The organism is Kitasatospora sp. NPDC001539 (assembly GCF_040298565.1).
Classification (GTDB): domain Bacteria; phylum Actinomycetota; class Actinomycetes; order Streptomycetales; family Streptomycetaceae; genus Kitasatospora.
In genome coordinates this window covers 14,574-41,426 of the sequence record NZ_JBEPAK010000028.1, presented here as the reverse complement: position 1 = coordinate 41,426, position 26,853 = coordinate 14,574, and the positions used below count along the sequence as shown (strand labels likewise).

The following is a 26,853-nucleotide window of genomic DNA, read 5'->3' as shown; positions in this document are numbered from 1 at the left end:
ACAACCGAGTCCCGCGCAAACAACCCCGCGGCCCGCCGGCCCCCGGCGCCCCCCGGCACCGGCCCGACCGGTCCCGGGGCGCGGCTCGTGGCCGCCTCCTCCTGGCGTCCTCCTCGCCGGGACCACCGCCGAACCGGTCGCCGCGCCCGGAATGCGCTGGCCCCGGGTGCCGGGCGGGCGTCAGACTCGGTGCCATGCGAGCGACCATCGAGCACATGGCGGGCCGACTGGCCGAAGTACCCGGCGTGGTCGGGGTGATGCTCGGCGGGAGCCGGGCGCGCGGCGAACACCGCCCCGAGTCGGACTGGGACCTCGGGATCTACTACCGGGACCCGCTGGACCTGGACGCCCTTCGCGCGCTCGCCGGGCCGGACGTCGAGGTGGCCGGGCCGGGCGGCTGGGGGCCGTGGGTGAACGGCGGGGCGTGGCTCCGGGTCGACGGGGCCGCCGTCGACTGGATCCTGCGGGACCTCGACCGGGTCGAGCGGGTGTGGGCGGACTGCCGTGAGGGCCGCTACGAGGTGGGCGTCCAGGCCGGTCACCCGCTGGGCTTCTGGTCCCCCTGCTACCCGGGCGAGATCGCGTACGGCGTCGTACTCGCCGATCCCGCAGGCGAGTTGGCGGCTCTGAAGGAGCAGGCCGCGACATACCCCGAGCCGCTGCGCGAGGCGCTGACGGCGGGCGCCTGGGAGGCGGAGTTCCTGGTCGGTGTCGCTGCCAAGGGCGCGAAGCGCGGCGACACCCTGTACGTCACGCTCTGCCTCGCCCGGGCGGTCGGGGTCCTGGTGCAGGCGCTGTACGCGCACGACCGGCGCTGGTGCCTCAACGAGAAGGGTGCACTCGCCGTCGCCGAGCAACTCAGCACCGCACCGGAGGAGTTCGGCCCGCGGGTACGGAGCCTGCTGGGTGCCGCGGGGGAGAGCGCCGAGGCACTGACGGCGACCGTGGAGCGAGCGCGGACGCTGGTCGGGGAGGTCCTGGCGGCGCTGCGGAACTGACGGCCCGACGCGGTGCCCGGCGGGGTCCGGCGCCACACACCCGCCCCCGCCACTACCAACGTACAGCGCACGGAGGGTCTTGCGGCAAGGCCCCGGTGATCCCGCAGAATCTCCGACTCCAGGGCGGACCTGGGGGAACGGGAGATGCACGGGATGCGAGTGGTGTTGTCCACGTACGGGTCGCGCGGTGACGTCCAACCACTGGCGGCCCTCGCGGTGCACCTGCGGGAACGCGGCGCGCAGGTGCGGGTGTGTGCGCCGCCGGACGAGGAGTTCGCCCAGCGGCTGGCCGCCCTCGGGGTGGAGGCGGTGCCGGTCGGGGAGTCCGTCCGCGCGCTGGTGAGCGGTGCGTCCTCCGCACCGGTGGACTTCCCCTCGCGGGTGGCGATGCTGGTGGGGCAGTTCCACGAAGCGGTGGCCGCCGTGGCCGAGCCGGGCGGCGCGGTGGTGGCGACCGGGCTGTTCCCGGCCGTGGCCGGCGCGCAGTCGGCGGCCGAGCGGGTGGGCGCCCGCTTCACGTACGTCGCGCTCCAGCCGACCATGCTGCCGTCCCCGCACCACCGGCCGTTCGAGTTCCCCAGCCGGCCCTACCCGGCCGGGACGACCGACAACCGGGAGCTGTGGGAGCACAACATCCTGACCATGAACGCCCTGTTCGGGGAACAGGTCAACGCCCACCGGGCGGCGTCGGTCGGCCTCCCCGGGGTCGCGAACGTGCGCGACCACGTGTTCACCGACCGCCCCTGGCTGGCCACCGACCCGCTGCTCGCCCCCTGGCCGCAGCCCGCCGAGCGCGAGGTCGTGCAGACCGGCGCCTGGCTGCTGCCGGACGAGCGGCCGCTGCCCGCGGAACTCTCGGCCTTCCTGGACGCGGGCGAACCCCCGGTGTACGTCGGCTTCGGCAGCATGCCGCTGCACGGCGCGCCGGACGCCGGGCAGGTGGCGGTCGAAGCCGTCCGGGCCCACGGGCGGCGGATCGTGCTCGCCCGGGGCTGGGCGGACCTGGCACCGGCCGACGCCGGGGACGACTGCTGCACCGTCGGGGAGGTCAACCAGCAGGCCCTGTTCGGCCGGGTCGCCGCCGTCGTGCACCACGGCGGGGCGGGCACCACGACCACCGCGGCCCTGACCGGGGTGCCGCAGGTCGTGGTGCCGCAGATCGTCGACCAGCCGTACTGGGCCGAGCGCGTCGCCGCCCTGGGCATCGGCGCGGCCCACGACGGCCCCGCCGCGACGGTGGACTCCCTGTCGGACGCGCTCGAGCAGGCGCTGACCCCGGAGGTCGCCGCCCGGGCGGCGGAGGCCGCGGGCGGGATCCGCACGGACGGGGCGGCCGTGGCGGCGGGGCTGCTGCTCGACCCGGCCGCACCGTAGGGCGCCGGCTGGCCACCACCCACGCGTGCGGCTGGGGAACGTTCGCCCCCCAGCCGGCGCCAATGGGCTCGCGCGCTGTGGGTGGCCCAATTAGCATCCGGCGAATGATCATCTCCCATGACGTATCAGGCGCCGGTCCGGCGGTCGTTCTCCTGCACTCCTCGGTCTGCGACCGACGCATGTGGGACCCGCAGTGGCAGCCGCTGGTCGACGCCGGCTACCGGGTGGTCCGCTGCGACTTCCGCGGTTTCGGCGACACCCCGCTCGCCGACGCCCCGTACAGCGCCTCGGCCGACGTGCTGTCCCTGCTCGACCACCTCGGCATCGAGACCGCCGCCTTCGTCGGCGCCTCCTACGGCGGCCGGATCGCCCTGACCGTCGCGGCGCTCCGCCCGGCGGCGGTCTCCGTGCTCGCCCTCCTCTGCGCGGCCAAGCCCGGCCACCAGCCGAGCGACGCCCTCCTCGCCCTCGACGCCGAGGAGGAGGAACTGCTCGAAGCCGGAGACATCGACGGCGCCGTCGAACTGAACGTCCGCACCTGGCTCGGCCCCGAGGCCGACGAGCCGACCCGGGAACTGGTCCGGCGGATGCAGCGCCACAACTTCGAGGTGCAGCTGGCGGCCACGGTCGGCCCGCAGAAGGAGGACGTCGACCTCGCGCGCGTCACCGCCCCCACCCTCGCCGTCGGCGGCGCCCACGACGTCCCCGACTTCCGCGAGATCGCCGCGTCCCTCCCCGCCCTCCTGCCGAACGCCCGCCACCAGGAACTCCCCTGGGCCGGCCACCTCCCGAACCTGGAGCGCCCAGCCGAGGTGACGGAACTGCTCAAGGCCTTCCTCCAGGAGTCCCTGGCGGGCCGGTAGCCGCGGGCCCGGAGCAGGAAGTCGGCGGGGTCGACTTCCTGTTCCGGGGTTTTCGGCGCGGTGAGTGGGGGCGTGCGGGGGGCGGTGTGGGCTTTGGGAGTAGGAAGTCGGTGGGGTCGACTTCCTACTCCTATGCGGTTGGGGCGGTTGGGGCGGTTGTGGGGTGGTCGTGCGTGGTCGCCGGTGGGGTCGGCTGTCTGCTCGGGGGTTTTCGGCGCGGTGAGTGGGGGCGCGCGGGGGCGGTGTGGGCTTTGGGAGTGGGAAGTCGGTGGGGTCGACTTCCTGCTCAGTGCTCAGGGCGGGCGGCCCCCGGAAGGCGGCGCCGCTGGGCGGGCCGAATGGCCGCTGGGGGCGCCCTCGGGGCGGCGCGCCGACAAACAAAATGTCCTTGACAAATTTTCTTGTCGGCGTGACGCTGGAACCGTGCTCGATGTTGCTGTGATCGAAGAACCCGCTGCGGCCGAGGCGTCCCTGGACCCGATACGGGCCCGGATCCTCGCCGCCCTGGCCGAGCCGGGGTCGGCCGCCATGGTGGCCACCCGGCTGGGGCTGCCCCGGCAGAAGGTCAACTACCACCTGAAGGAGCTGGAGCGGCACCAGCTCGTCGAACTCGCCGAGGAACGGCGGAAGGGCAACGTCACCGAACGGGTGTACCGCGCCACCGCGGCCTCGTACGTGATCTCGCCGAGCGTCCTCGCCGCCGTGAGTCCGGACCCGTCGCGCTCGCCCGACCAGCTGTCCGCGCGCTGGCTGCTGGCGCTCGGATCCCGGTTGGTGCAGGAGGTCGGGGCGCTGCTGACCGGGGCCTCCCGGGCCGGGAAGCGGGTGGCCAGCTTCGGCATCGACGCCGAGGTGCGGTTCGCCTCGGCGGCCGACCGGGCGGCCTTCGCCGAGGAACTGTCCGAGGCCGTCGCGGCCCTGGTCAGCCGGTACCACGACGAGTCCGCCCCCGGGGGACGCACGCACCGGGTGGTCGTCGGACTCCACCAGATCCCCGCCACCCCGCCGCCCGCAGCACCCGCACCGCCCGCAGCACCCGCACCGCCCGTGTCACAGGAGGACCCGCGATGACCCACCCGTTCGAGATCGAGCTGGAGACCACCCTCCCGGTGAGCCCGGAGGAGGTCTGGGAGGCGATCGCCACCGGACCGGGGATCGACTCCTGGTTCATGGGCCGCAACGAGCTGGACCCGCGCGAGGGCGGGGCCGCCGTGATGGAGGTCGGCGGCCACCGTGAGGAGGCGGTGGTCACCGCCTACGAGCCGGGCAAGCGGCTGGCCACCCGTACGGCCGCGGGTGAGGACGGCCGCTTCATGGCCTTCGAGTACCTGGTCGAGGGCCGGGACGGCGGCAGTACGGTGCTCCGCGTGGTCCACAGCGGGCTGCTCGGCGACGACTGGCAGGACGAGTACGACGCGCTGCGCCGCGGCTGGCCGTTCCACCTCCACACGCTGCACGAGTACCTCGTCCACTTCCGCGGCCGCACCGCCGTACCGGTGTTCGCCGCCGCGCCGTCCGGCGGCCGGGCGGAGGCGGAGGTGCGGACGCTGCTCGCACGCGCCCTCGCGCTGCCGCTCCCGCTCGCCGTGGGCGCGTCGGTGCACGCCGAGCCGGCCGGTCTGCCGCCGCTGGAGGGCGAGGTGGTCTGGGCGGACGGCGAGCGCTTCGAGGTCCGCTCCGCCGACGCGCTGTACACCTTCCACCACGGCGGCGGCATGGTCCTGATGTTCCATCACCTCTTCGGCCCGGCACCGGAGGGCGTCGAGGTCGCCTGGCAGCGGTGGCTGGCCGAGCTCCTGGGCTGACCCGGAAACCCGACCCACCCCACCCCGACCCACCCACCCACGCGAGGAAGCGACAACCACCATGCGCACCCTGATCACCAGTGCCTTCATCTCGCTCGACGGCGTCGTCGAGGGCCCCGGCGGTGAACCCGGCTACCGCAACTCGGGATGGACCTTCAAGGACGTCGAGTTCGTCCCCGAGGCCTTCGAGCTCAAGGAGCGGGAGCAGCAGGAGGCCGCCGCGGTCCTGTTGGGCCGCGTCAGCTACGAGGCGTTCAGTCCGGTGTGGCCGGCCATGCCGGAGTTCGCCCGCTACAAGACGCTGCCGAAGTACGTCGTCTCCACCACCCTCGCGGACGACGCCCTGGTCTCCGACTGGGGCGAGACGACCATCCTCCGCTCCCTCGACGAGGTCGCGGCCCTGAAGGAGACGGAGGGCGGCCCGATCATCGTGCACGGCAGCGCGGCCCTGAACCGGGCCCTGTCGGACGCGGGCCTGGTGGACCGCTACCACCTGCTCGTCTACCCGCTGCTGCTCGGTGCCGGAAAGCGCCTGTTCAGCACCACGGACAAGGACACCCAGAAGCTGCAGCTGGTCGAGCACGCGGTCTACGCGAACGGCGTGCAGAAGCAGGTCTTCGACGTGGTGCGTTGAGCCGGCCCGAAGCGGCCCCGCCCGCCCTGCCCGCGTTGCGCGCAGTGCGTGGTGACCATCGGCCAGGGCGGCGAAAGGGTTGGGCTCGAACGTGTGTGTGGCGCCATGATGAGGAGATGCACTTCACCTCGGACTTCACCTCGGACTCCAGTGCGGACTTCACCCCGGACTCCAGCGCGGACTCCAGTGCGGGCTTCACCCCCGGCGCCGCCCCGGACGCCAGCCCGCCCGCCGTCACCCAGCGGGGCTTCGTCCTCGACGCAGTGCCCGGCGTGCTCTGGCAGCCGGCCGGATCGTCCCTCCGGGCACGGCCGTTGGTGCTGCTGGGGCACGGGGGCGGCCAGCACAAGCTGGGGCCGGGGGTGGTGGAGCGGGCCCACCGGTGCGTGACGCGGTACGGGTGGGCGGCGGTGTCGCTGGACGCGCCCGGGCACGGTGAGCGGGAGCGGACCGCGCAGGACGAGCGATTCGCCACCGAGATCGGGCAGTTGCTGGCGGCCGGGCGCCCGATCAGCGCCTGGGTGGCGCGGCACACGGCGGCGCTCGCCGAGCGGGCCGTGCCGGAGTGGCGGGCGGTGCTGGACGCACTGGAGGAGGAGGCCGACGGGGAGTTGGGTCCGGTCGGCTACTGGGGGCTGTCGCTGGGCAGTGTGATCGGCATCCCGCTCGCGGCGGCCGATTCCCGGATCGCCGCCGCGGCGGGTCGGCGTGCCGGTGGAGTTCCTGATCCAGTGGGACGACGAACTGGTGCCGCGGGAGGGGGCCTTGGCGGTGTTCGGTGCGCTGGGTTCGGCGGAGAAGACGCTGCATGCCAATCCGGGGGGCCACCTGGCGGTGCCCGACTTCGAATTGGACTTCTCGGAGAGCTTCCTGCTCCGCCGACTGGGCCGGAAGGCGGGTGCGGGCGGCTGACGGAATCCGGCGCGATTGCCACCCTGATCGTGCACGGTTCCTTCACGGTTCGGGCTGCGTCTCCCAGTGTTCGTCCAGCAGGGTTGCCCGGTTTGTCGGGGCCGGGGGGCTTTGTCGTGGATCTGTTGGCATGAGCACCTTCATGGGCTTGTCGGCAGCGAGTAAAACTTCGCAAAGAATTGCCCTCGGCAACCATCCGCCCGGCCCGAACTTTCAACAGAATGTTGCAGCTCAGCGGGCGCCTCGTCACTCAGCGTCGGTTTGGCGTAACTTCCTGCGCCTGTCCCGCTCGGCAATCCGCAGGAGTACGGTTCCCAGCGAATCGCCGAACGGGCTCCCGAGCGAACTCCCGAGCCCCCTCGTCCGTACCGGGAATTGGTGCGCTGTATGGCTCGACAAAAGGGTGGGGAAGGTGTTTCCGAAGGAGCACCCGAAAGCGCTGCCGGGGCTGCCCGGCCGATATCCGTCACGTTAGTCCGCGAAGTCCTGCGCGGTGTCGCCCAGGTCGACTTCATGCCGTCCGCCGTGTGCGGGCTCCTCTTCGTCGCCGCACTGTTCGCGGCCGGCTGGCCGTACGGCCTCTACGGTCTGCTCGGCAGTGCCGTCTCGACCGCCGTCGGGTACGCCCTCGGGCTGCGGCGGGAGACCGTCGAGGCAGGGCTGGCGGGCTACAACGGGTGCCTGGTGGCGCTCGGATGTGCCGTCTTCCTCGGCCCCGGGCACCCGGCCACGGTCGCCGTCGCGGTGCTCGGCTCCGCCGTCGCCGTGGTGATCGCGGCCGGCCTCGGCGCACTGCTGGAGGGGCGGCGGCTGCCGGCGCTCACCGCGCCGTTCTGCCTGGTCGCCACCGCCGTCACGGTCGCGGCACCCGGCTTCCGGCGCCTGTGGCACGAGGACGCCGGACCGGCCGCGCTGCCCGTACCGGCCGCGCTGGGCGCGCCGGCCGCCGAGGGAGCCGGGCTGGGCTGGGAGCAGGTGTGGCACGGGTTCCTCGCCAACATCGGTCAGGTCTTCTTCATGCCCCAGTGGTACGTCGGCCTGCTGTTCCTGGCCGGGCTGTTCGTCGCCAGCCGCCTCGCCGGGTTGGTGGCCTGCGGCGGCAGCGCCACCGGGCTGGTCACCGCCTGGGCGTTCGACGCGCCCGCCGAGGCCGTCGAGCAGGGGCTGCTCGGCTACAGCGGCGTGCTGGTGGCACTGGCGCTGTGCGGGGTGTTCGTCGTGCCCGACGGTTGGAGCGCGGCCTACGCCGTGGTGGGCGCGGCCACGGCGACCGTGCTGACCCCGGCGCTCGACGCGATCTCCGCGCCCTTCGGCGGCCACGCCTTCACCTGGCCGTTCGTGTTGACCACCATGCTGTTCCTGGCGGCGGTGCCGGCGATTCCCCGGTTGCGCCGGGTCTGATCCCCGGCGGGCGCCGCACGCATTCCCCGCCGTCCAACTCCCTTGCCGTTCATCGGATCCTCGGAAAGGAGGAGTGGTTCCCGTGAATCTCTCCCCGCGTGAGATGGACAAGCTCTACATCTACGTCGTGGCCGATCTGGCGCGCAAACGCCGCGACCGGGGCGTCAAACTCAACTACAGCGAGGCCTGCGCGCTGATCAGCGAGGCGATCATGGAGGGCGCCCGGGACGGCCGCACCGTCGCCGAGTGCATGGAGATCGGCAAGCAGGTCGTCGGAAGCGCCGACGTCATGCCCGGCGTGCGGGAGATGCTGCCGCTGCTCCAGGTCGAGGCCGCCTTCCTGGACGGCACCAAGCTGGTCTCCTGCCACGACCCGGTCGGCGCCTGAACCGTGGCAGCACGTCAGGCAGCCCGGTCCGGGCCCGCCACCGTGGTGCTGGCCGGCGGCCACGAGAGCGACGGCGGCCGCGACCTGGCCGCGCTGGTGGGCCACCGAGCCGGCGGGACGGGGCCCGCCGTGCACGCCGCGACCGCCGCCGGCCGGCACCTCGTCGAGGCCGTACGGTCGGCGCTGGCGGCCACCGGCGGCCCGGTGTGCGTCGTGCCGATGACGCTCGGACGCGACCCCCGGCTGGTCGCCGACACCGCCCGCGCCCTGCGGTGGCTGGCGGCCGGCGAGGGCCGGGAGCGGCTCGCGCTCACCGCGCCGTTCGGCGCCGCCGAGCACCTCGTCGGCTGGCTGCGCGCGGCCGCCGGGGGCGCCACCCGAACCGGGGGCGCCACCCGAACCGGAGGAGCCGCCGCCGGGCGCGCCGCCGGAAAAGCCACCCCCGGAAACGCCGCCGCCGGAGGCGCCGCTCCAACCGGAGGCGGCACCCGAACCGGGACCGGGAGCGGCACCCGGACCGACGGCGAGGGCGCCGTCCTGATCACCGCCCCGGCGGCCGGCCCCTTCGAGGACGCCGACCTGTTCCGGATCGCCCGCCTGGTGCGCCAGTACGGGCACCACCGCTGGGTGGAGGTGGCCCTGACGGGCGGTGACCCCGAGCCCGCCGAGGGGGCCGAACGCTGCCGGCTGCTCGGCGCGGCCGCGGTGACGGCCGTCCCGGCCTCCTTCGGACCGGCGCTGCGCACCGCCCTGCCGGGCGTACGGGACGGCGGGCCGCTGCTGCGGCCGTCCGCGGTCGCCGGCGTGGTCGCGGCCCGCACGGCGGCGGCGCTGCACCTGCTCGGACACGGCGAGGACGGCATCGCGGCCGGCCTCGACGCGGAGCACGGACACGGCTACGCCCACAGCCACGGGCCCGGCGACGCCGGCTCCCACCCGCACCCCCACAACCACTCCCACGGCCACCTCCAGAGCCACCCCCACGGCCACCCCCAGACCCACCCCCACGGCCACCCCCGCGCACACACCCCCACGTTCACCCCCCACTGAACCGGCAGAGAGGAAGGCCAGCCATGTCTGGTGGCGCCGCATACCTGTACGGCGACGACCCGGTCGAGATCAACGCCGGCCGCGCCAAGGCCGTCATCACGGTCAGCAACACGGGCGACCGGGCGATCCAGGTCGGTTCCCACTACCACTTCTTCGAGGCCAACCGCGCCCTCGACTTCGACCGGAACGCGGCCTTCGGCAAGCACCTCGACATCCCGGCCGGCACCGCCGTCCGCTTCGAGCCCGGCGACACCAGGGACGTCACGCTCGCCGAGTTCGGCGGCCACCGCCGCCTGGTCGGCTTCAGCAACCTCGTGGACGGCGGCGTCACCGCGCCCGCCACCCGCGCCCGCGCCATCGACCGGGCGATCGCGCTCGGCTTCAAGGGCACCAACCTCGACCACAAGGAAGACCGCCCCCGCGCGGACTTCCACACCGAGAGCCACCAGGAAGGCGGCGACCGCTGATGGCCGTCCTGTCCCGCAAGCAGTACACCGACCTCTTCGGCCCCACCGTCGGCGACCGCTTCCACCTCGCCGACACCAACCTGGTGGTCGAGATCGAGAAGGACCACAACCAGGGCCACTACGGCGACGAGGCCGTCTACGGCGGGGGCAAGGGCATCCGCGACGGGATGGCCCAGGACCCGGCCGCCACCGCCGTCCAGGGCGCGCTGGACCTGGTCATCACCAACGTCGTCGTGCTGGACCCGGTGCTCGGCGTCGTCAAGGGCGACATCGGCGTCAAGGACGGCTTCATCACCGCCGTCGGCAAGGCCGGCAACCCGCACACCCAGAGCGGGGTGCACCCCCGACTGGTGATCGGCCCCGGCACCGAGGTGATCTCCGGCGAGCACCTGATCGCCACCGCCGGCGGCATCGACACCCACATCCACTTCATCGCCCCCCAGCAGGTCCAGGAGGCGCTGAGCAACGGCATCACCACCCTGATCGGCGGCGGCACCGGCCCGTCCGACGGCACCAACGGCACCACCTGCACGCCCGGCCCGTGGAACATCGGCCGGATGTACCAGGCGGTCGAGGACCTCCCGGTGAACGTGGGCCTGCTCGGCAAGGGCAACGGCTCGCTGCCGGGCGCGCTGCGCGAGCAGGTCGAGGCGGGGGTGTGCGGCCTCAAGGTGCACGAGGACTGGGGCAGCACCCCGGCCGCGATCGACAGCGCGCTGATCGTCGCCGACGAGTACGACGTGCAGGTGGCCATCCACACCGACACCCTCAACGAGTCCGGCTACTTCGAGGACACCCTCTCCGCGATCGACGGCCGCACCATCCACACCTTCCACACCGAGGGCGCGGGCGGCGGCCACGCCCCCGACATCATGCGGATCGCCGGCGAGCCCAACGTGCTGCCGTCCTCGACCAACCCGACCCTGCCCTACACCGTCAACTCGGTGGACGAGCTGCTGGACATGGTGATGGTCTGCCACCACCTCAGCCACGACATCCCGGAGGACGTCTCCTTCGCCGACTCCCGGGTGCGCGCCGAGACCATCGCGGCCGAGACCGTCCTGCACGACGAGGGCGTGATCTCGATCTTCTCCTCCGACTCGCAGGCCATGGGCCGGATCGGGGAGTCCTTCACCCGCGCCTTCCAGACCGCCCACCACTGCAAGGAGCAGCGCGGCAAGCTGGCCGGGGACACCGAGCGCAACGACAACTTCCGCGTGCTGCGCTACCTCGCGAAGCTCACCATCAACCCGGCCGTCGCCTCCGGCACCGCCGACCACATCGGCTCGCTGGAGCCCGGCAAGCTGGCCGACATCGTGCTGTGGCCGATCAACTCCTTCGGTGCCAAACCCAAGATGGTGATCAAGGGCGGAATGATCAACTGGGCGCTGATGGGCGACCCGAACGCCTCGCTGCCCACCCCGCAACCGGTCTACTACCGCCCGATGTTCGGCGGGTACGGGCGGGCCAGGCAGGCCACCCGGGTCTCCTTCATGTCCCAGGCCGCCGTCGACCTCGGGGTCCCGGCCGAACTCGGCCTCGCCAGCACGGTGCTGCCGGTGCGGCGGTGCCGATCGGTGGGCAAGCAGCACATGGTGCGCAACGACGCGCTGCCGAAGATCGCGGTCGACCCGGAGACGTACAAGGTCACCCTGGACGGCGAGCCGGCCACCATCGAGCCCGCCCGCGAACTGCCGCTCAACCACCTGTTCTACCTCACGTGAGCGGCGCCGCTCCCGGCCTGGACGCCCTGCTGGTCAGCCTCCAGCTGACCGACTCCGCCTTCCCCAGCGGCTTCTACACCCTCTCGCACGGCCTCGAGGGCTACGCCCAGGCCAAGGCCGTCACCCCCGACACCGTGCCCGCGCTGCTCGCCGACCTGCTGCGGCACTCCGTCGGCCCCTCCGAGGCCACGGCGCTGGCCCTGGCCCACCGGGCCGCCTCGGCCGGGGACTGGGAGCTGCTGGCCGAGACCGACCGGCGGCTGCACGCCACCAAGCTCAACCGCGAGCTGCGCCTGGCCGCCACCCGGACCGGACGCCAACTCCTGGACATCGCCCGGGAGTCACTGGGCGGCGAGCCGCTGGACCGGTACGCCGGACTGGTCGCCGCCAAGCGTGCCCCCGGCTGCCAGGCGGTGGCCGCCGGGGTCGCCTACGCCTCGGCCGCCGTACCCGTCGAACAGGCCGTCGCCGGCGATCTGTTCGCCTTCTGCACCAGCTTCGTCGGCGCCGCGCTGCGGCTGCGGCTGACCGACCACCGCAGGGCGCAGGTGGTGCTGCGGGCGGCCGCGCCGGTCATCCAGGAGGTGGTGGCGGCGGCCCTGGTGCGGGAGTCGGCGGACCTGGGCGGCTGCGTACCGGTGGCGGACGCGATGTCCGGACGGCACGAGCGGGCGGAGGCCCGGCTGTTCGCGAGCTGAGAGCCGCAACGCGGACGAACGACGAGCGGACGAACGACGAGCGGACGAACGACGAGCGGACGAACGACGAGCGGACGAACGACGAGCGGACGAGACGACGAGTGAACGAGCCAACGACCAAGCGAGCAAGGGAGACAGCATGACCGACAACGTGCTCCGGGTGGGCATCGGCGGCCCGGTCGGCTCCGGCAAGACGGCGCTGATCGAGGCGCTCGTCCCGGTGCTGATCGCGCGCGGCCACCGCCCGGCGGTCATCACCAACGACATCTACACCCAGGAGGACGCCCAGCACGTGCGCCGCACCCTCGCCGGGGTGCTCGACCCCGAACGGGTCGTCGGCGTCGAGACCGGAGCCTGCCCGCACACTGCCGTCCGGGACGATCCCACGATGAACCTGGCGGCCGGGGCCGAGATCCTCGAACGCTTCCCGGACGTCGACACCCTGCTGTTCGAGTCCGGCGGCGACAACCTGACCCTGACCTTCAGCCCGGTGCTGGTCGACCTCTTCCTGTTCGTCCTGGACACGGCCGAGGGCGAGAAGATGCCCCGCAAGCGCGGGCCGGGCATCACCGAGTCGGAGCTGCTGGTCATCAACAAGATCGACATCGCCCAGTACGTCCGCACCGACCTCGGCGTCATGGAGTCCGACGCCCGGCGGGTCCGCGAGGGCGGTCCGGTGGTGCTCACCAACTGCCTTACCGGGGAGGGCCTGGAGGAGATCGCGAGCTTCCTGGAGACCTACCGCAAGGTCCCCGCGTGACCGTGGCGGCGCAGCGGCCGGTGCCCCGGCTCGACCCCCGGCACTACGCGCCGGACCGCGTCCCGTACGAGGTCCGGCGGTACGCCGGGACGCCCGACACCCTTGCGGTCGGGCGTCCCGGCAAGGTCGGCCTGCTGGAGCTGGCCTTCGAGCGGATCGCCGGGCGCACCGAACTGACCGGGCACTATCAGAAGTCGCCGCTGCAGATCATGCGCCCGCTCTACTTCGACCCGGCCCGCCCCGACCTCGCCGTCACCCTGCTGATGTCCACCGGCGGCGGGATCCTGCAGGCCGACCGGCTGCGCACGGACGTCCGCTGCGGTGCCGCCACGGCCGTCCACCTGACCACCCAGGCGGCCACCAAGGTCTACCGGATGGAGCACGACTACGCGACCCAGCTGTTCAACCTGTCGGCCGGGCCGGGCTGCTACGTCGAGTACCTGCCAGAGCCGGTGATCCCCTTCGTCGACTCGCGCCTGTACCAGCGGACGGTGCTGACGGTCGACGCCGACGCGACGGTGGTGGCCGGGGAGACGGTGCTGGCCGGCCGGCTCGCCCGGGGCGAACGGAACGCCTACCAGGTGTTCGCCTCGGACCTCGAAGTGCGGCGTCCGGGCGGTGAGTTGGTCGCGCTGGACACGGTGCGGCTGGTGCCTCCCGGTGGCGGTACGACCGGCCCGGCCGTGCTCGGCGGGCACGACGTGATGTCCAGCCTGTACGTGGTCAGCCCGCTCGCCCCGGCCGCGCGGATCGCGGACGTGCTGCACGGGGCGCTGGCCGACTGCGGCCTGCTGTACGGGGTCAGCGTGCTGCCGCAGGACAGCGGCGCGTGGCTGCGCCTGCTCGGCTCGGACACCCGGGCCTGCGCGGCCGCGCTGCGGGCGGGGTGGGACGCGGTGCGGCGGTTGCTGATCGGGGTCCCGGCGCCGGAGTTGCGGAAGACGTAGCGGTAGGGACTTCCCGGGCCCGGCCGGCGCGGTCAGGCGGGGCCGGTCCCGCTGAGGCGGGCGATCTGGCGCTGGCCGAGTTCCACCGTGCGGTTCATGTGCCGCAGCAGGAAGGCGAGTTCGTCCTCGCTGTCGTCGGCGAAGACGGCGGCCCAGTCGGCGCCGAGGGTGCGCCAGACCTCCCCGAAGCGGGTCAGCGCCTCGGGGAGGACGGCCACCAGCACCCGGCGGCGGTCCGCCGTGTCCCGCTGGCGGGCCACCAGGCCCGCCTTCTCCAGCCGGTCGACCAGGCGGGTCGCCGAGCCGCTGGTGAGGCCGGTCAGCTCGGCGATGCGGCCGGTGGTGACCGGGCCGTCCTCGAGGGTGAGCAGGTTCAGGCACTGGACGTCGGTGGGGTGCATGCCGAGGTGGTCGGCGACGGCCTGGTTGAACAGCACGTAGGAGGCCAGGTAGCGGCGCGAGACCGGCCACAGCTGGGCCATCAGTTCGTCGCGGGTGGGCGTCATGGGGGAAGGGTAGCCGGGCTGCGGATAAACAGTTGCGCGGCGCAGTCAATCCTCCGTAGCTTTATCTGCATGACGCAGATATCTGAGCTTCCCGTCGCCGTCACCGGCGCCACCGGCGCCCAGGGCGGGGCCACTGCCCGCGCGCTGCTGCGCGCCGGCCGCACCGTCCGGGCCCTGACCCGCGACCCCCGCTCCCCGGCCGCCCGCCGACTGGGCTCCCTCGGCGCCGAACCGGTCTTCGCCGACTTCGACGACCCGGCCTCGCTGACCGCCGCCCTGGACGGCGCCGGCGCGCTGTTCGCGATGTCCACCCCCTTCGGGACGGACCTCGACACCGAGGTCCGCCAGGGAACCGCCCTGCTCGACGCGGCGGCCGCCACCGGCGTGCGCCACGTCGTCCTCACCTCCGCCACCAACGCCGACCGCTCCACCGGCATCCCGCACTTCGACACCAAGCAGCGCATCGAACAGCACCTCGCCGGCCTCGACCTGCCGTGGACCGTCCTCGGCCCGGCCGCCTTCCTCGACAACTACGCCAACGACTGGACCCTCCGGTCCCTCCGCGAGGGCGTCTTCCACCTCCCCATGCCGCCCGGCGTCCCGCTGCCGGTGATCTCCACCGAGACCATCGGCGCCTTCGCCGCCCACGTCCTCGCCCACCCGGACGCCTACACCGGCCGGCGCATCGACCTCGCCTCCCAGTGGTGCACCGGAGAGCAGATCGCCGCCGCCATCGCCGCCGCCGCAGGCCGCCCGATCCGGTGCGAGGAGGTGCCGCTCGCCGTCGTGGAGACCCACTCCCACGACCTGGCCGCGATGTTCCGCTACTTCCAGGACCCGGGCCTCGACGTCGACATCGACGCCCTGCACGCCGCCCACCCGCAGATCCACTGGCAGACGGTGGAGGAGTGGGCGGCCGGGCGCCGCTGGGACCTGTGAGTCCGCCCCCGGCCGGTGCCCGGCAGACCTTGACCGTGATCACGGGGTGTCCGGGCGGCCGAGTGAGGGGCATCCGGCTCGGAACGGCCGGACCGGGGGGCGGAACCGGGGGGCGGAACCGGGGAGGAGGCGGGCGGGTGGAGGGCGGAGAACGGGCAAGGGGGTGCGGGGTCGTGGCGCCGTCCCGATAACCGGTGGCGCCCGGCGGAGGGCCGTGGTGGACTCCTCGGATGAATCGTGATCATGTCCTCGCCCTCTTCGACGAGCGGGTCAGGCGCGGCGCCTGGCCGGACGGCCCCGGGGTGCGCGTCGAGCGTGACGGCGCCGTGCTGCGCCAGGTCGGCGGGGAGCACGACTGGAACGGCGTCCTCTGGTCGGCCCTGGACACCGCCGGAGCGGACGCGGCCATCGCCGCACAGGTGCGCTGGTTCACGGCCCTGGGCCGGGAGTTCGAATGGAAGGCGTACACCCACGACAGCCCCGCCGACCTCGGCCGACGGCTCCGGTCGGCCGGCTTCACCGCCGGACCGGACGAGGCGCTGATGGTCGCCCGGATCGCGGACCTGCCGACCGACCCGGCGCTGCCCGACGGCGTCCGGCTGGAGCCGGTGACCGACCCGGCCGGGGTGGAACTCATGGTGGCGGCCCACGACCAGGCCTTCGGCAGCCCTTCGCCCGGTCTGCGCGAGCGGCTGCTGGACCACCTCCGGCAGGGCTCGGAGGAGATCGCCATGGTCCTCGCCCTGGCCGGCGACCAACCGGTCAGCGCGGCCCGGATGGAACTGAACCCGGGTACCGGCTTCGCGGGTCTCTGGGGCGGGGGCACGGTGCCCGCCTGGCGCGGTCGCGGCGTCTACCGCGCCCTGGTCGCCCACCGCGCCCGACGCGCCGCCGAGCTCGGCTACGAGTACCTTTACGTCGACGCGAGCGACCAGAGCCGCCCCATCCTCCAGCGCCTCGGCTTCGTGCAGCTGAGCACCACAACGCCCTACGTGTACCGGCCGTAGCCCGGCGGGCCGCGCGGCAGCCGGACGGTGGGGTCGCGCGGGCGGTACGGGTAGTGGGGCCGCGCGGCGGTACGGACGGTGAGGCCGCGCGGCCGCGCGCCGGTACGTACGGTGCAACCGTCGAGGGGACCGTACGGACCAGGGCCGCGGTCACGGCGAGAGCGTGAACCGCCCCGGGAGCGGCTCCCCCGGCTCACCGGCGAAGACCACCTCGCCCCGGTGCAGCACGTACACCACCGCGGCCCCCGCGAGCGTGCGCGGCAGCGACTGGCCGGTGAGCACCACCGTACGGCCCCCGGCGGCGTCCGCCAGCAGTCGGGCGTGCAACCGGGCGGCGACGGCGGGGGAGAGCCCGCGCTCGGGCTCGTCGAGCAGCAGCAGGCCGGGCCTGGCCGCCAACGCCCGCCCGATGGCCACCAGTTGCTGCTGGCCGCCGGACAGGGTGCCCGCGCGACGGCCCAGCAGGGCGGTCAACTCGGGGAAGAGCTCCAGGACTTCGTCCCGCCCGGGGCCGCCGAGGCCGAGGTTCTCGGCGACGCTGAGCGAGCCGAACACCCCGCGCTCGGCGGGCACCAGCACGAGCCCCAGCCGCACCCGCTGGTGGACGGAGAGCCGGGTGACCTCCCGCCCCCGCCAGACCGCCCGCCCACCCGACAGCGGCACCAGCCCGGCGAGGGCGTGCAGGGCGCTGGTGCGCCCGGCACCGTTGCGGCCGAGCAGGACGCTGACGGCCGCGGAGGGGAAGGCGAGGTCCACGCCGTGCAGCGCCTCCAGCGGGCCGTACCGGACCCGGGCGGCGCGCAGGGCGGCGGCAGCGGTCATCGGACCACCCCGGGAGCGTCCTGGCCGCCGAAGGGACGGCCGCGCGGGGCGGGGCGGGCGGTCACGTCGACGACCCCCACGCCCCGGCGACCCGGGGGTCCGCCAGGACGGCCGCCGTCGGACCGGCGGCGACCACCCGGCCCGCCGCCATCGCGTAGACCGAGTCGGCGAGTTCGGCCACCAGCTCGGCGTCGTGCTCCACCAGCAGCAGTGCCATGCCGCGCCCCGCGAGGTCGCGCAGCACGGTCACCAGACGGGCCGTCTGGACGGCGTCCAGGCCCGCCGCCGGCTCGTCCAGCAGCAACACCCGGGGCCCGCCCGCCAGCGCCCGGGCCAGTTCCACCAGCCGCAGCACACCGGTCGGCTGCGCCCCGGCCGACTCGGCGGCGATGCCTCGCAGCCCCAGCAACCCGAGCGCCCGGTCCGTCCGCCCGGCGGCCGCCCGGACGTCCGTCCGGCCCCCGCGCTGCTCGGCCCCGACCCGGACGTTGTCGGCGACCGACAGGGTCGGGAAGACGGCGATCTGCTGGAAGGTCCGCGCCAGGCCCAGGCGCACCCGCCGGTGCGCCGGCACCCCGGTCACGTCCCGCCCGCCCAGCAGCACCCTCCCGGCGTCGGGCCGGGCCGTCCCCGCGAGGCAGTCGAACAGGGTGCTCTTCCCCGCCCCGTTCGGCCCGATCAGCGCCGTGATCCGCCCGGCCGGCGCCACCAGGTCCACCCCGGCCACGGCCTCGATGCCGCCGTAACGCCGTACCAGGCCCCGGGCGGTGAGCCGGGCGGCGGGGGCGGGGGTGGAGTTCACGGCGGGCCTTCGGTTGTGTGGGCGGGGAGTGGGGGTGCTCTTCGGGTTGGGGTGGTGGTGCCGTGGGGGTGGGTCGGTGGTCGGCGGCGGGTGGGGGTGGCGGGCCGCGCCGGACGGCCGGGTGGTGGTGCGGCATGCGGTAGTTGGTCATCTCGCGGTCGCCGGCGCTGTGGGCGGCGGGGGCGGGGGTGGAGGTCACGGCGGGTCCTTTGGTTGTGTGGGTGGGGAGCGGGGGGTGCTCTTCGGGTTGGGGTGGTGGTGCCGTGGGGGTGGGTCGGTGGTCGGCGGAGGGTGGGGGTGGTGGCCCGCGCCGGACGGCCGGTTGGTGGTGCGGCATGCGGTAGTTGGTCGTGGTGGTGTGCCGTATCTCGCGGTCGCGGTCGCGGTCGCGGTCGCCAGCGCCGTGGGCCGGGGCCTGCGGCTGGGGCGGTGCGGTGCGGCGTCCGAGCGGCGCCGGATGGGAGTGGCTGCCACCGGCGCGGTGTGCGGTGCGGCCGTGGACGGCGGCCGGATGACGTCCAACGGGGGCCGGCCGGCCGCCACCCCGCGGCCTGCGGCATCCCAAGTGGCCCGGATCGGCGAGGCGTTCACAGCCGGCGCTCCAGTGCCTCCCGTACCCGCCGCCCCGTCGGGCTGAGCCGGGACGGCGGCAGCGGCGGAGCCGGTGTGTTGCCGCGGCCGGGGCCGCGCCGCCGTGGGAGGGCGGTCAGTCCGCCGGGCAGGCGGCCGATGGCGGCGGCCAGGGCGCCGACGGCCACGGCCGAGACGCCTGCGACCGTGCCCGCGTCGAGGCCGATCAGCAGGGCGGCCGCCAGGACCGCGCCGAGCGCGCTGTCGGCCCCGGCGACCACCACCGCGGCGAACCAGAGCAGCCCGCGCACCGGGTCGAAGGACGCGGCGTCGAAGGCGCGCCCCGCCATGCCCATCAGGCCGCCGCCGAGGGCCGCGAGGGCCGCACCCGCCGTGAAGGCGAGGAGTTTGAGGCCCGGGACGTCCACGCCCGCCGCGACCGCCCCGGCCTCGTGGTCGCGCATGGCCGTCAGCGCGCGGCCCGTCCGGCCGCGGTGCAGACCGCGGACGGCGAGCAGCCCGAGGCCCAGCAGCAGCAGTTCGGCGAGGTAGAAGGCGCGGTCGCCGGTGAGGAAGGAGGGGCGGTCGAGGACGAGACCGGTGGTCGCGTACGGCTGTTCGAAGACGAAGCGGCTCATCGCCGTGCCGACGGCGAAGGTCACCAGGGCGAGCGCGAGCCCGCGGCGGCGGATCGCGGGCCAACCGGTGAGCAGGCCGAGCGGGGCGGTGGCGAGGACGGCGAGCAGCAGCGCGGGGACGGCGGGCAGCGGCGGCAGGCCGGGGATGCGACCGGACATCAGCAGCGCGGTGCCGAGGGAGCCGAGGCCCGCGTAGCCGGCCTGGCCGAGTGAGATCTGGCCGCCGTACCCGGTGACCACCACGACGGACAGCAGCACCAGGGCGAGCGCGGGCACGGCCAGTGCACTGCGCAGGTCGTTGCCCCGGAAGCCGAACGGCAGCAGGAGCAGGACCAGGCAGACCGCCCCCGCGAGCCGCCCGCCGCCCCCACGGCCGGTGCCGCTCCCGCTGCCACGGCCGCTCCCGCCGCCACGGCCGGTGCCGCCCCCGCCGCCGCCCGGGCCGGTCCCGGGGTGACGGGCCGCCAGCGGCGCGGCCGCGCCCGGCTCGCCGGTGATCCTCGGACCGGCCAGCAGCGCGGCGACCAGGAGCGCGACCACGAACAGGTTGGACTGCACCGCCTCGACCAGGGGCAGCAGTTGCCCGGAGGGGCGCAGCCGGGTGAGCTCGGCCTGCGCGATGCCCAGCCCGAGCCCGACGGCGACGGCGACCGGCAGGCTGCGCAGCCGGGCGGCGACCGCGACGGCCATGGTCTCCATCACCAGCAGCGGCAGCCCGTACGGGTCGAGCAGCAGGTACGGCGCGAGCGCGACGCCGACCAGCCCGGCGGTGAAGGTGCCGAAGGCCCAGCCGGCGGCGGAGACCCGGTCGGCGTCGACCCCGGTGAGGGCGGCCAGCCGACGGTCGTCGACGACCGCGCGCAGCCGCAGGCCGAAGCGCGTCCACCGGGTGGTGGCGGCGACGGCGAGGCCGAGCACGAGGATGGCGGCGAGCTGGGCGACGGTGTCGGGCCGCAGCGGGTGCCCGCCGGGGAGCCGGATCGGGGCGCCGCCGAACGGGGAGGGCGCTCCGGCCAGCGGCGCGGAGCCCCACAGCAGCACGGCCACGCCGATGAGCAGGACGAACACGCCGAGCCCGGCGACCATGGTCTCCGCCGGGCCGGCGCCGCGCCGCTGGAGCGGGCGGTGGACCAGGACGTCCAGCAGCACGCCGAGCGCGGGGGCGACCACCAGCAGGCAGCAGGCGACGGCGGGCCAGATCGGCCAGTGGCGGACCACCACGAGGTCGCGCAGCAGGTAGGCGACGGCCATGGCCTGGGCGCCCTGGGCGATGTTGAGCACCCCGGTGGCGCGGTGGCAGACGACCAGTCCGATGCCGCTGAGCGCGGCGGCACTGCCGACGGTGAGCCCGGCGAGGGCGAGGTCGACGGTGAGGCCGAGCGAGTCGGGGGCGGCGGCGAGGAGCGTGTCCATCGGTCAGCCGCCCGGTGGTGCGGGTTCGCCCGGAGGGGTGGCGGGGGAGTCGGGCGAGCAGAGCGGACAGGGTGTCAGGCGCCGCTCGCGGACGGCGGTCGCGTCCACGGCCCCGGCCCGCGGTTTGCCGATGACCAGCGGGCAGTCCGGCCGGTGGTAGCGGGTGCCCTCCGGGACGGCCAGCCAGCCCCGCCCGTCGGCCGGGCCGCCGGGTGGCGGGGTGGCCTCGGGCTCCACCAGCAGGTCGTACAGCCGTTCCACCCGGCGGTCGGTCAGGTCCGCACGGTCGCCGCGGTCCCCGCGCGGCGGCGGCTGCCGCAGCGCCACGAGCAGCACGCCCGCCACGATCAGCGCCGCGCCGGGGACGGTGGAGGAGGCCAGATAGGGGACCTGCTGTTCGACGAACCGCTCCCCGGAGACCCCGTACCAGCCGAGCACGCACAGCACCGCGCCGACCGCGACGAGCAGCCAGCCGGCCCACTCGCGCCCGCCGCGGAGGCTCCGCAGCAGCCGGGCACCGCGCCGGACGGGGGAAACCCTCGGGTCGGTACGGGTGATTTCTCCGTCGGATTGCGATTCGTCCATGGATCCGCCTTCATGGTGTCACTTGAGACGTTTCCAGGATCGGCCTGGAACAGCATCCGGGACAGCGAGGGCGGGCCCACCGCGCGACCGGCCCGGGCGGCGAAGCCGAGAGGGATCACCATGCACGTGACGCGAAGCGGCACCCCCGAGGGCGGCGGCCCCCTCCGGCGGACGGCGGGCGGGCTGCTCGCCGTACTGCTGGTGTGCTCGGCCGCCGCGTGCAGCAGCGGCTCGTCCGGCTCCTCGGCCCCCTCCTCGGCGAGCGCGAGCGCGAGCGCGACCGGCGGTGCCGGCGCCGGCACCAGTGCGAGTGCGAGCGCCGGCGCGACCGGGAGCGGAAGCGCCGGAGCCGGGGCCACCGGGACCGCCCCCGCCGATCCGGCCGCCGCGAAGGCGGAGATCACCACCAACTGGGAGCGGTTCTTCGACCCCGCCACCCCGATCGCCGACAAGGCGAAGCTGCTCCAGGGCGGTGACGCGCTGCTCCCCGTGCTCCAGGGCTTCTCGCAGGATCCGCGGGTCGGCCAGGTGAAGGCCAAGGTCAACGACGTCGCCTTCACGGACGCCGCCGACGCGACCGTCACCTACGCGCTCTTCCTCCAGGGCAACGAGGTCGAGCCGAGCGCGACCGGCCAGTCCGTCCTGGAGAACGGCACCTGGAAGGTCTCCCGCGCCACCCTGTGCGGTCTGCTCACCCAGGCCGGCGGAGCCAGCGGCACACCCGTCCCCGGATGCAGCTGACCGCGCCGCCGACCGTCCCGCCGCGACGCCGGGCCGCCGACGCGATCCCGCGCCGGCGGCCCGCCCGCGTTCCGCTGCGGGCCTCGGCAGCGGCCCTGTCGGCCCTGCTGGCCCTGGCGCCGGCCCTCACCGGGTGCGGCACCCGGCTGCCGGAGGCCGACTTCACCGCCCGCGCCCGACCGTCGGGCGGCACCGGCGGCGGCACGGCCGGTTCGGGCACCAACCCGGCGTCCGACACCGGCGTCACCGCCACCGAGATCCGGATCGGCATCGTCACCTCGCTCACCAGCCCGGTCGGCAGCGAGGTGTTCAGCGGCCCCCGCTACGGCGCCCAGGCCTTCTTCCAGGCCCTCAACGACCACGGCGGCCTGCACGGGCGCACCGTCAAGCTGGTGACCTGCGACGACGGCGGCAGCGGCGTCGGCAACCAGGACTGCGTGCACCGGCTGATCGACCAGGCGCACGTCTTCGCCTTCGTCAGCGGCAGCGTGCTGGACTACGCGGGCGCGCCGTACGTGAGCGGCAGGGCCGTCCCCGACATCGGCGGCCAGCCGATCGGCACCGCGTACGACCGCTGGCCGCACCTGTACGGGATCTACGGCAGTGCCGCCCCGCGCGACGGCCGAGCGGTCGGCTGGAACGGGACGCTGTACCAGAGCACCGAGGTGTTCCGTTTCTTCAAGCAGCGCCTGGGCGCGAGCAGCGCCGCCGTGGTCGCCTACAACCAGTCCGACTCCGCCCGCTACGCCGGACAGCTGAAGGCCGGGCTGGAGGCGGAGGGCTACCGGGTGCTGCTCCAGACGGTCGACTTCGCGCTGCCGAACTTCCAGGCGGTGGCCGCGGCGGTGCGGGCCGACGGCTCGCAGCTGCTGTTCGACGCGATGGACACCCGGGGCAACGCGGCGCTCTGCCGGGCGCTGGACGAGGCGGGGGTCACCGTCGCCGCGAAGGTGACCAACGTGCAGAACTGGTCCGAGTCGGTGCGCACCGACTACGCCTCCTCGCCGAACTGCCGCAACGCGCTCTGGGCGACCTCCTCCAGCCTCGACTACGAGGACGAGCAGTACCCGGCGGTGCGGGACTTCCGCACCGCGATGGCCCGCTACTACCCGGACCGGGCCGCCCGGCTGTCCGCCTGGGAACTGGAGGGGTGGGCCGGCGCCCAGTGGCTCACCGACGCGCTGGACTCCTGCGGCGCGGCCCCGACCCGGGGGTGCGTCGAGGCCTTCATGAACCGCGCCGAGCCCTACGACGCGCACGGGCTGATCCTGCCCGCCTCCTTCGTCCCCCGGCCCCCGCCCACCGGCCCGACCAGGGCCTGCCTCAACGCGGCCCGCTGGCAGGACTCCGCGCAGGGCGGGCGGGGCGGCTGGGTCACCCAGGTGCCCGCCATGACCGAGAACTGCTTCGACGTGCCGCAGCTGCCGTACAAGCCCTGAGCCCCCTCCCGGCGTCCCCGCGGCGCTCCCGAGGGGCCTGCGCTACGGCAGCCGCTCGACCACGACCATCGCCGCGTCGTCGTCCAGCCGCCCGCCGACGTGGGCGAGCAGGTCGCGGCGCAGCCGGTTCAGCAGGGCGGCGGGGCGCTCGGCCTGCCAGGCGGCCACCCGCTCCGTGAGCGGGTAGAAGCGGCGCTGGGCGTCCCGGGCCTCGATCACGCCGTCCGTGTAGATCAACAGCCGGTCGCCGGGGCGCAGGGGGAAGGTCTCCACCTCGTACTCCACCGGCGCCAGCTCGCCGAGGCCGAGCGGGGGCGCCGGGTGGCGGGCGGCGACGGCGGTGATGCCCTCGGGGCGCAGCAGCAGCGGGGGCGGGTGGCCGCAGTCGATCAGGCGGACCGGCGAGCCGTCGTCGGGGATGTCCAGCAGCACCGCGGTGATGAAGGACTCGCCGCCCTCGTCGGGCGCCTCCTGCTGCCCCTGGCGCAGCGACGGGCGGGCCAGCCGGGCCTGCCGGGACTGCTCGGCCAACTGGGCGAGGTCCCAGCAGACGCTGCCGTCCAGGTAGGCGGCGAGGTCCGGCAGGTCCGCGTGCAGGTGGGCGGCGGCGCGGAAGGCACCGAGCAGCAGGGCCGCGTCGCCGAGCGAGGACAGGCCCTTGCCGCGCACGTCGCCGACCAGCAGCCGGGTGCCGGTGGCCGTGCGGGCGGCCGCGTAGAGGTCGCCGCCGACCTGCGCCTCGGCTTCGGCGGCGAGGTAGACGGAGGCCAGGTGCAGCGGCCCGAGCCGCTCCGGCAGCGGACGCAGCAGGACCCGCTGGGCGGCCTCGGAGACCGACCGGACCCGGGCCAGCTCGCGTTCGTGCCGGTCGCGCAGCACCCGCAGTCCGACGATCAGGACCGAGACGACGATCTGCGCCCCGAGCTGGCTCTCGATGTTGATGCTGGTCAGGCCGTCCCGGACGGCGCCGATGACGGTGAGCGCGGCGAGCGCGAGCAGGGCGACCCCGGCGGTGGCACGGGGGCCGGCGATGGAGGCCGTCAGGGCGGGGGCGACGATCAGCAGCGGGCCCAGGTGGACCTGGGCGGGGGAGAGGATGTCGACGACGGTGATCACGACGATCAGCGCGAGCGGCAGCGCCGTCAGCGCGCGGCGGTCAGGTCGCCAGGAGCGGCGGCGGGCGCGAGGACGCGGCTCTTCGGGACGCTGCCGGAGGGGCACCCCTCCTCTGTACACCGTGGGGCCGGTGGGGCGCACCCCGGGCGATGGTGCCCGGGGCGGCGCCCTCGGCGGGCACGCTCGGACCGTGCCGGCGCGGGCCGGGTGGCGACGCGCGGCCGTGACCGGCCCCCGGCCTACTCCTCCGCGCCGTAGCGGGCCAGATAGGCGGCGAAGCGGGCGACGTCCTCGTCGGACCAGTCGGTGAAGCGGGTGGTGAAGGCCGCGCGCCGCTGCTCGTTGGCATCGCGCAGGAGGGTCAGGCCGGCCTCGGTGGCGCGCAGGATCTGGCCCCGCTGGTCGTCCGGGTCGGCCTCCCGGCGCAGCAGGCCGAGCTTCTCCAGGGCGGTGACCTGGCGGCTCACGGTGGACTTGTCGAGCATGAAGTGCGCGGCCACGTCCGCGGCCCGGCAGCCGCCGCGCTCGGTGATCAGGTCGAGGATGCTGTAGGTGACCAGGGAGAGGTCGGGGTGCAGCTGGGAGGCCTTGTGCCGGGCACGGCGGGCGAAGGCGGTCAGCTCGCGCTGAATGGTGTCGATGGACGACTCGCGGCCGGGCACGGCGTTCCTACCTCCTCGAAATTTGTTGCACTATACAACAGATTCGCCCGGCGTCGCGCGCGGCTCGCCGACCGGGCCCGGGGTGGTTCCGCCGGCGGCCCCGCCGGTGCCGCCGCCGGCCGTCCGGCTCGCCGATCCGCCGGCCGGTCCGTCCGCCGGTCCGTCCGCCGTCCCGCCCGCAGTCATGTCCGCCGTCCCGCCCGCCGTCCGCCCCGGTCCGGCCTGCCAGGCGCGGGCGGCCGCGATCCGGCGGGTCGCACTCGGGTGAGTGGCGAACAGTAGCTCAAGCACCCGGGGCGGGTCGACATCGGAGACGTTCGCCAGCGCAAGTCTGCGCTGCATCGCAATGAACTGTTCGGGATCACCGGTCAGTTCGAGTGCATGCCGGTCCGCCCTCGCCTCGATCCGGCGGCTCACCGCGCACTGCGCCGGGCCGGACAGGGCACCCGCCAGCGCGGCGAGCGCGGCCAGCAGCGGCAGCGCCCGCGGATCGCCCGCGTCATCGACCCCGGCGGCGTCCAGCAGCGGGCGCCAGGTGCTCAGCAAGCCCAGTACGGCCACCACGACGGCCGCGCCGACCGCGCCCAGCGCCGTCCCGAGCGGCACGTCGCGGTGCCTGACGTGGCCCAGCTCGTGCGCCACCACCAGCTCCACCTCGCGGGGCTCGGCGGTCGACAGCAGGGTGTCGTACACGACGATCCGGCGGGTCGCGCCCAGCCCGGAGACGTACGCGTTCAGCGCGGTGGTCCGCCGGGAGGCGTCCGCGACCAGGACGTCCCGCACCCGCACGCCGTCCCGCTCGGCCAGCTCGAGCAGCGCGGTGCGCAGTTCGCCCGGCGGCATCGGGGCGAAACGGTTGAACACCGGCTCGATCAGCAGCGGGTGGAGGAAGGAGAGGGCGGCGGTCAGCACGGCCGCCGCGCCGGCGGCCGGGAGCCACCAGTGCTGCGGCGACCAGCCGGTGAGGGCGAACAGGCCGAGGGCGAGCGGGAGGACCAGGAGCAGGCCGAGCGCCAGCCCGCGCAGCACGTCCACCACCCAGCCGGCCCAGCCCTGGGTCACCAGGCCGTAGCGCGCCCGGACGGAGCGCACCCTGGCGCCGAAGGGCAGCTGGAGCGCCTGGCCGAGCAGCAGCAACGCCGCTGCACCGGAGAGGACGACGGCGGTGCGGGAGCCGCCGAACCAGCGGCCGGTGGCGGTCACCAGGGCGGCGCCGGCCGGGCTCAGGCCGAGCACCAGGGTCAGCGCCAGGCCGGCCACCCGGCCGCCGAGCAGCCACGGCAGCTGGGCGCGGCGCAGCGCCCGGCCGCGGGCGCGCTGGGCCGGGGTGAAGTCGGGGTCGGGCGGCGCGTCGGTCGACGGGGTGGTCATGGGTGGGGTGCGCTCCTCCGCTGCGGCGCGCCCGGTTCGGGGCGTCGCGGTTCAGCATGGCGTACCCGGCCGGGTCGCGCTCGGTCCGGGTGTTCCGCCGTGGGACACGGCGGGCCGGCGGGCGCGGCGGTCCGCCGGGTGGCGCGGGGTGGGTGGGTCGGCCGGGTGCGGCGGTCGGGTGCGGCGCGGGGCAGGTGCGATTCCGGGCGTGAACGGCGGCG

Annotated in this window: 27 protein-coding genes; 19 read left to right on the top strand and 8 right to left on the bottom strand. The window is 74.9% G+C overall.

Going from position 1 to position 26,853, the window contains the following annotated elements:
* Positions 1–194: 194 nt before the first annotated feature.
* The 15 genes from ABT247_RS07870 to ABT247_RS07800 all read left to right on the top strand — a co-directional run bounded on the left by ABT247_RS07870 (position 195) and on the right by ABT247_RS07800 (position 14,021).
* The gene (locus ABT247_RS07870) at positions 195–998 is read left to right on the top strand and encodes a DUF4037 domain-containing protein (RefSeq protein WP_350739616.1); all 804 of its coding nucleotides are present in this window, start codon (positions 195–197) and stop codon (positions 996–998) included.
* A 153-nt stretch (positions 999–1,151) separates the two neighbouring features.
* On the top strand, positions 1,152–2,372 hold the full coding sequence (locus tag ABT247_RS07865; protein WP_350739631.1) for a glycosyltransferase: 1,221 nt from the start codon (positions 1,152–1,154) through the stop codon (positions 2,370–2,372).
* A 104-nt stretch (positions 2,373–2,476) separates the two neighbouring features.
* A complete protein-coding gene (locus tag ABT247_RS07860) occupies positions 2,477–3,235 on the top strand; it encodes an alpha/beta fold hydrolase (RefSeq protein ID WP_350739613.1) in 759 nt (252 codons plus the stop codon).
* Between the two features lie 423 nt (positions 3,236–3,658).
* The gene (locus ABT247_RS07855) at positions 3,659–4,306 is read left to right on the top strand and encodes an ArsR/SmtB family transcription factor (protein ID WP_350739610.1); all 648 of its coding nucleotides are present in this window, start codon (positions 3,659–3,661) and stop codon (positions 4,304–4,306) included.
* Positions 4,303–5,040 carry an SRPBCC family protein gene (locus ABT247_RS07850; protein WP_350739608.1) on the top strand — a complete coding sequence of 246 codons (738 nt, stop codon included), beginning with the start codon at positions 4,303–4,305 and terminating at the stop codon, positions 5,038–5,040. The genes ABT247_RS07855 and ABT247_RS07850 overlap by 4 nt, the downstream gene beginning before the upstream one ends.
* 61 nt (positions 5,041–5,101) lie before the next feature.
* Positions 5,102–5,674 carry a dihydrofolate reductase family protein gene (locus tag ABT247_RS07845; RefSeq protein ID WP_350739605.1) on the top strand — a complete coding sequence of 191 codons (573 nt, stop codon included), beginning with the start codon at positions 5,102–5,104 and terminating at the stop codon, positions 5,672–5,674.
* Between the two features lie 116 nt (positions 5,675–5,790).
* Positions 5,791–6,720 carry an alpha/beta fold hydrolase gene (locus ABT247_RS07840; protein WP_350739602.1) on the top strand — a complete coding sequence of 310 codons (930 nt, stop codon included), beginning with the start codon at positions 5,791–5,793 and terminating at the stop codon, positions 6,718–6,720.
* 253 nt (positions 6,721–6,973) lie between these two features.
* Entirely contained in the window at positions 6,974–7,987 is a 1,014-nt protein-coding gene (locus tag ABT247_RS07835) for an urea transporter (protein ID WP_502892405.1), read from the top strand.
* A gap of 82 nt (positions 7,988–8,069) precedes the next feature.
* On the top strand, positions 8,070–8,375 hold the full coding sequence (locus tag ABT247_RS07830; RefSeq protein WP_350739600.1) for an urease subunit gamma: 306 nt from the start codon (positions 8,070–8,072) through the stop codon (positions 8,373–8,375).
* 3 nt (positions 8,376–8,378) lie between these two features.
* A complete protein-coding gene (locus tag ABT247_RS07825) occupies positions 8,379–9,425 on the top strand; it encodes a cobalamin biosynthesis protein CbiX (protein ID WP_350739597.1) in 1,047 nt (348 codons plus the stop codon).
* 23 nt (positions 9,426–9,448) lie between these two features.
* Positions 9,449–9,892: an urease subunit beta gene (locus tag ABT247_RS07820; protein ID WP_350739594.1), complete on the top strand. Its 444-nt coding sequence runs from the start codon at positions 9,449–9,451 to the stop codon at positions 9,890–9,892.
* Positions 9,892–11,616: an urease subunit alpha gene (ureC, locus tag ABT247_RS07815; RefSeq protein ID WP_350739591.1), complete on the top strand. Its 1,725-nt coding sequence runs from the start codon at positions 9,892–9,894 to the stop codon at positions 11,614–11,616. Before ABT247_RS07820 ends, ureC begins: the two co-directional genes overlap by 1 nt.
* Entirely contained in the window at positions 11,613–12,314 is a 702-nt protein-coding gene (locus tag ABT247_RS07810; protein WP_350739587.1) for an urease accessory protein UreF, read from the top strand. The genes ureC and ABT247_RS07810 overlap by 4 nt, the downstream gene beginning before the upstream one ends.
* 139 nt (positions 12,315–12,453) lie before the next feature.
* On the top strand, positions 12,454–13,074 hold the full coding sequence (gene ureG / locus ABT247_RS07805) for an urease accessory protein UreG (protein ID WP_350739584.1): 621 nt from the start codon (positions 12,454–12,456) through the stop codon (positions 13,072–13,074).
* Positions 13,071–14,021 carry an urease accessory protein UreD gene (locus ABT247_RS07800; protein ID WP_350739581.1) on the top strand — a complete coding sequence of 317 codons (951 nt, stop codon included), beginning with the start codon at positions 13,071–13,073 and terminating at the stop codon, positions 14,019–14,021. Before ureG ends, ABT247_RS07800 begins: the two co-directional genes overlap by 4 nt.
* Before the next feature lie 32 nt (positions 14,022–14,053).
* Here the strand turns inward: ABT247_RS07800 and ABT247_RS07795 are convergent, their stop codons facing one another.
* The gene (locus tag ABT247_RS07795; protein WP_350739578.1) at positions 14,054–14,527 is read right to left on the bottom strand and encodes a MarR family winged helix-turn-helix transcriptional regulator; all 474 of its coding nucleotides are present in this window, start codon (positions 14,525–14,527) and stop codon (positions 14,054–14,056) included.
* A 69-nt stretch (positions 14,528–14,596) separates the two neighbouring features.
* Between ABT247_RS07795 and ABT247_RS07790 the strand changes: the two genes are divergently transcribed.
* Together ABT247_RS07790 and ABT247_RS07785 are read left to right on the top strand one after the other, a co-directional pair.
* The gene (locus tag ABT247_RS07790; protein WP_350739576.1) at positions 14,597–15,466 is read left to right on the top strand and encodes an NmrA/HSCARG family protein; all 870 of its coding nucleotides are present in this window, start codon (positions 14,597–14,599) and stop codon (positions 15,464–15,466) included.
* 230 nt (positions 15,467–15,696) lie between these two features.
* The gene (locus ABT247_RS07785) at positions 15,697–16,473 is read left to right on the top strand and encodes a GNAT family N-acetyltransferase (protein WP_350739573.1); all 777 of its coding nucleotides are present in this window, start codon (positions 15,697–15,699) and stop codon (positions 16,471–16,473) included.
* 150 nt (positions 16,474–16,623) lie between these two features.
* On the opposite strand, the gene ABT247_RS07780 is transcribed toward ABT247_RS07785, so the two are convergent.
* From ABT247_RS07780 to ABT247_RS07765, 4 genes are all read right to left on the bottom strand, one after another.
* On the bottom strand, positions 16,624–17,295 hold the full coding sequence (locus ABT247_RS07780) for an ABC transporter ATP-binding protein (RefSeq protein WP_350739571.1): 672 nt from the start codon (positions 17,293–17,295) through the stop codon (positions 16,624–16,626).
* 61 nt (positions 17,296–17,356) lie between these two features.
* Positions 17,357–18,097, bottom strand: coding sequence for an ABC transporter ATP-binding protein (locus ABT247_RS07775; RefSeq protein ID WP_502892404.1), 741 nt, complete (start codon positions 18,095–18,097; stop codon positions 17,357–17,359).
* A gap of 587 nt (positions 18,098–18,684) precedes the next feature.
* The gene (locus tag ABT247_RS07770; RefSeq protein WP_350739569.1) at positions 18,685–20,718 is read right to left on the bottom strand and encodes an ABC transporter permease subunit; all 2,034 of its coding nucleotides are present in this window, start codon (positions 20,716–20,718) and stop codon (positions 18,685–18,687) included.
* 3 nt (positions 20,719–20,721) lie between these two features.
* Positions 20,722–21,303: a hypothetical protein gene (locus tag ABT247_RS07765; protein WP_350739567.1), complete on the bottom strand. Its 582-nt coding sequence runs from the start codon at positions 21,301–21,303 to the stop codon at positions 20,722–20,724.
* 120 nt (positions 21,304–21,423) lie between these two features.
* Between ABT247_RS07765 and ABT247_RS07760 the strand changes: the two genes are divergently transcribed.
* Together ABT247_RS07760 and ABT247_RS07755 are read left to right on the top strand one after the other, a co-directional pair.
* Positions 21,424–22,044, top strand: coding sequence for an MTB12 C-terminal domain-containing protein (locus ABT247_RS07760; protein WP_350739564.1), 621 nt, complete (start codon positions 21,424–21,426; stop codon positions 22,042–22,044).
* Positions 22,035–23,483: an ABC transporter substrate-binding protein gene (locus ABT247_RS07755; protein WP_350739561.1), complete on the top strand. Its 1,449-nt coding sequence runs from the start codon at positions 22,035–22,037 to the stop codon at positions 23,481–23,483. The genes ABT247_RS07760 and ABT247_RS07755 overlap by 10 nt, the downstream gene beginning before the upstream one ends.
* Before the next feature lie 42 nt (positions 23,484–23,525).
* Here the strand turns inward: ABT247_RS07755 and ABT247_RS07750 are convergent, their stop codons facing one another.
* The 3 genes from ABT247_RS07750 to ABT247_RS07740 all read right to left on the bottom strand — a co-directional run bounded on the left by ABT247_RS07750 (position 23,526) and on the right by ABT247_RS07740 (position 26,632).
* On the bottom strand, positions 23,526–24,704 hold the full coding sequence (locus tag ABT247_RS07750; protein ID WP_502892403.1) for a PP2C family protein-serine/threonine phosphatase: 1,179 nt from the start codon (positions 24,702–24,704) through the stop codon (positions 23,526–23,528).
* Positions 24,705–24,838: 134 nt separating this feature from the next.
* Positions 24,839–25,261 (bottom strand): MarR family winged helix-turn-helix transcriptional regulator, encoded by a 423-nt coding sequence (locus ABT247_RS07745; protein WP_350739559.1) that lies wholly within the window; start codon positions 25,259–25,261, stop codon positions 24,839–24,841.
* A 30-nt stretch (positions 25,262–25,291) separates the two neighbouring features.
* Positions 25,292–26,632 (bottom strand): M48 family metalloprotease, encoded by a 1,341-nt coding sequence (locus ABT247_RS07740; protein ID WP_350739555.1) that lies wholly within the window; start codon positions 26,630–26,632, stop codon positions 25,292–25,294.
* Positions 26,633–26,853: the final 221 nt, after the last annotated feature.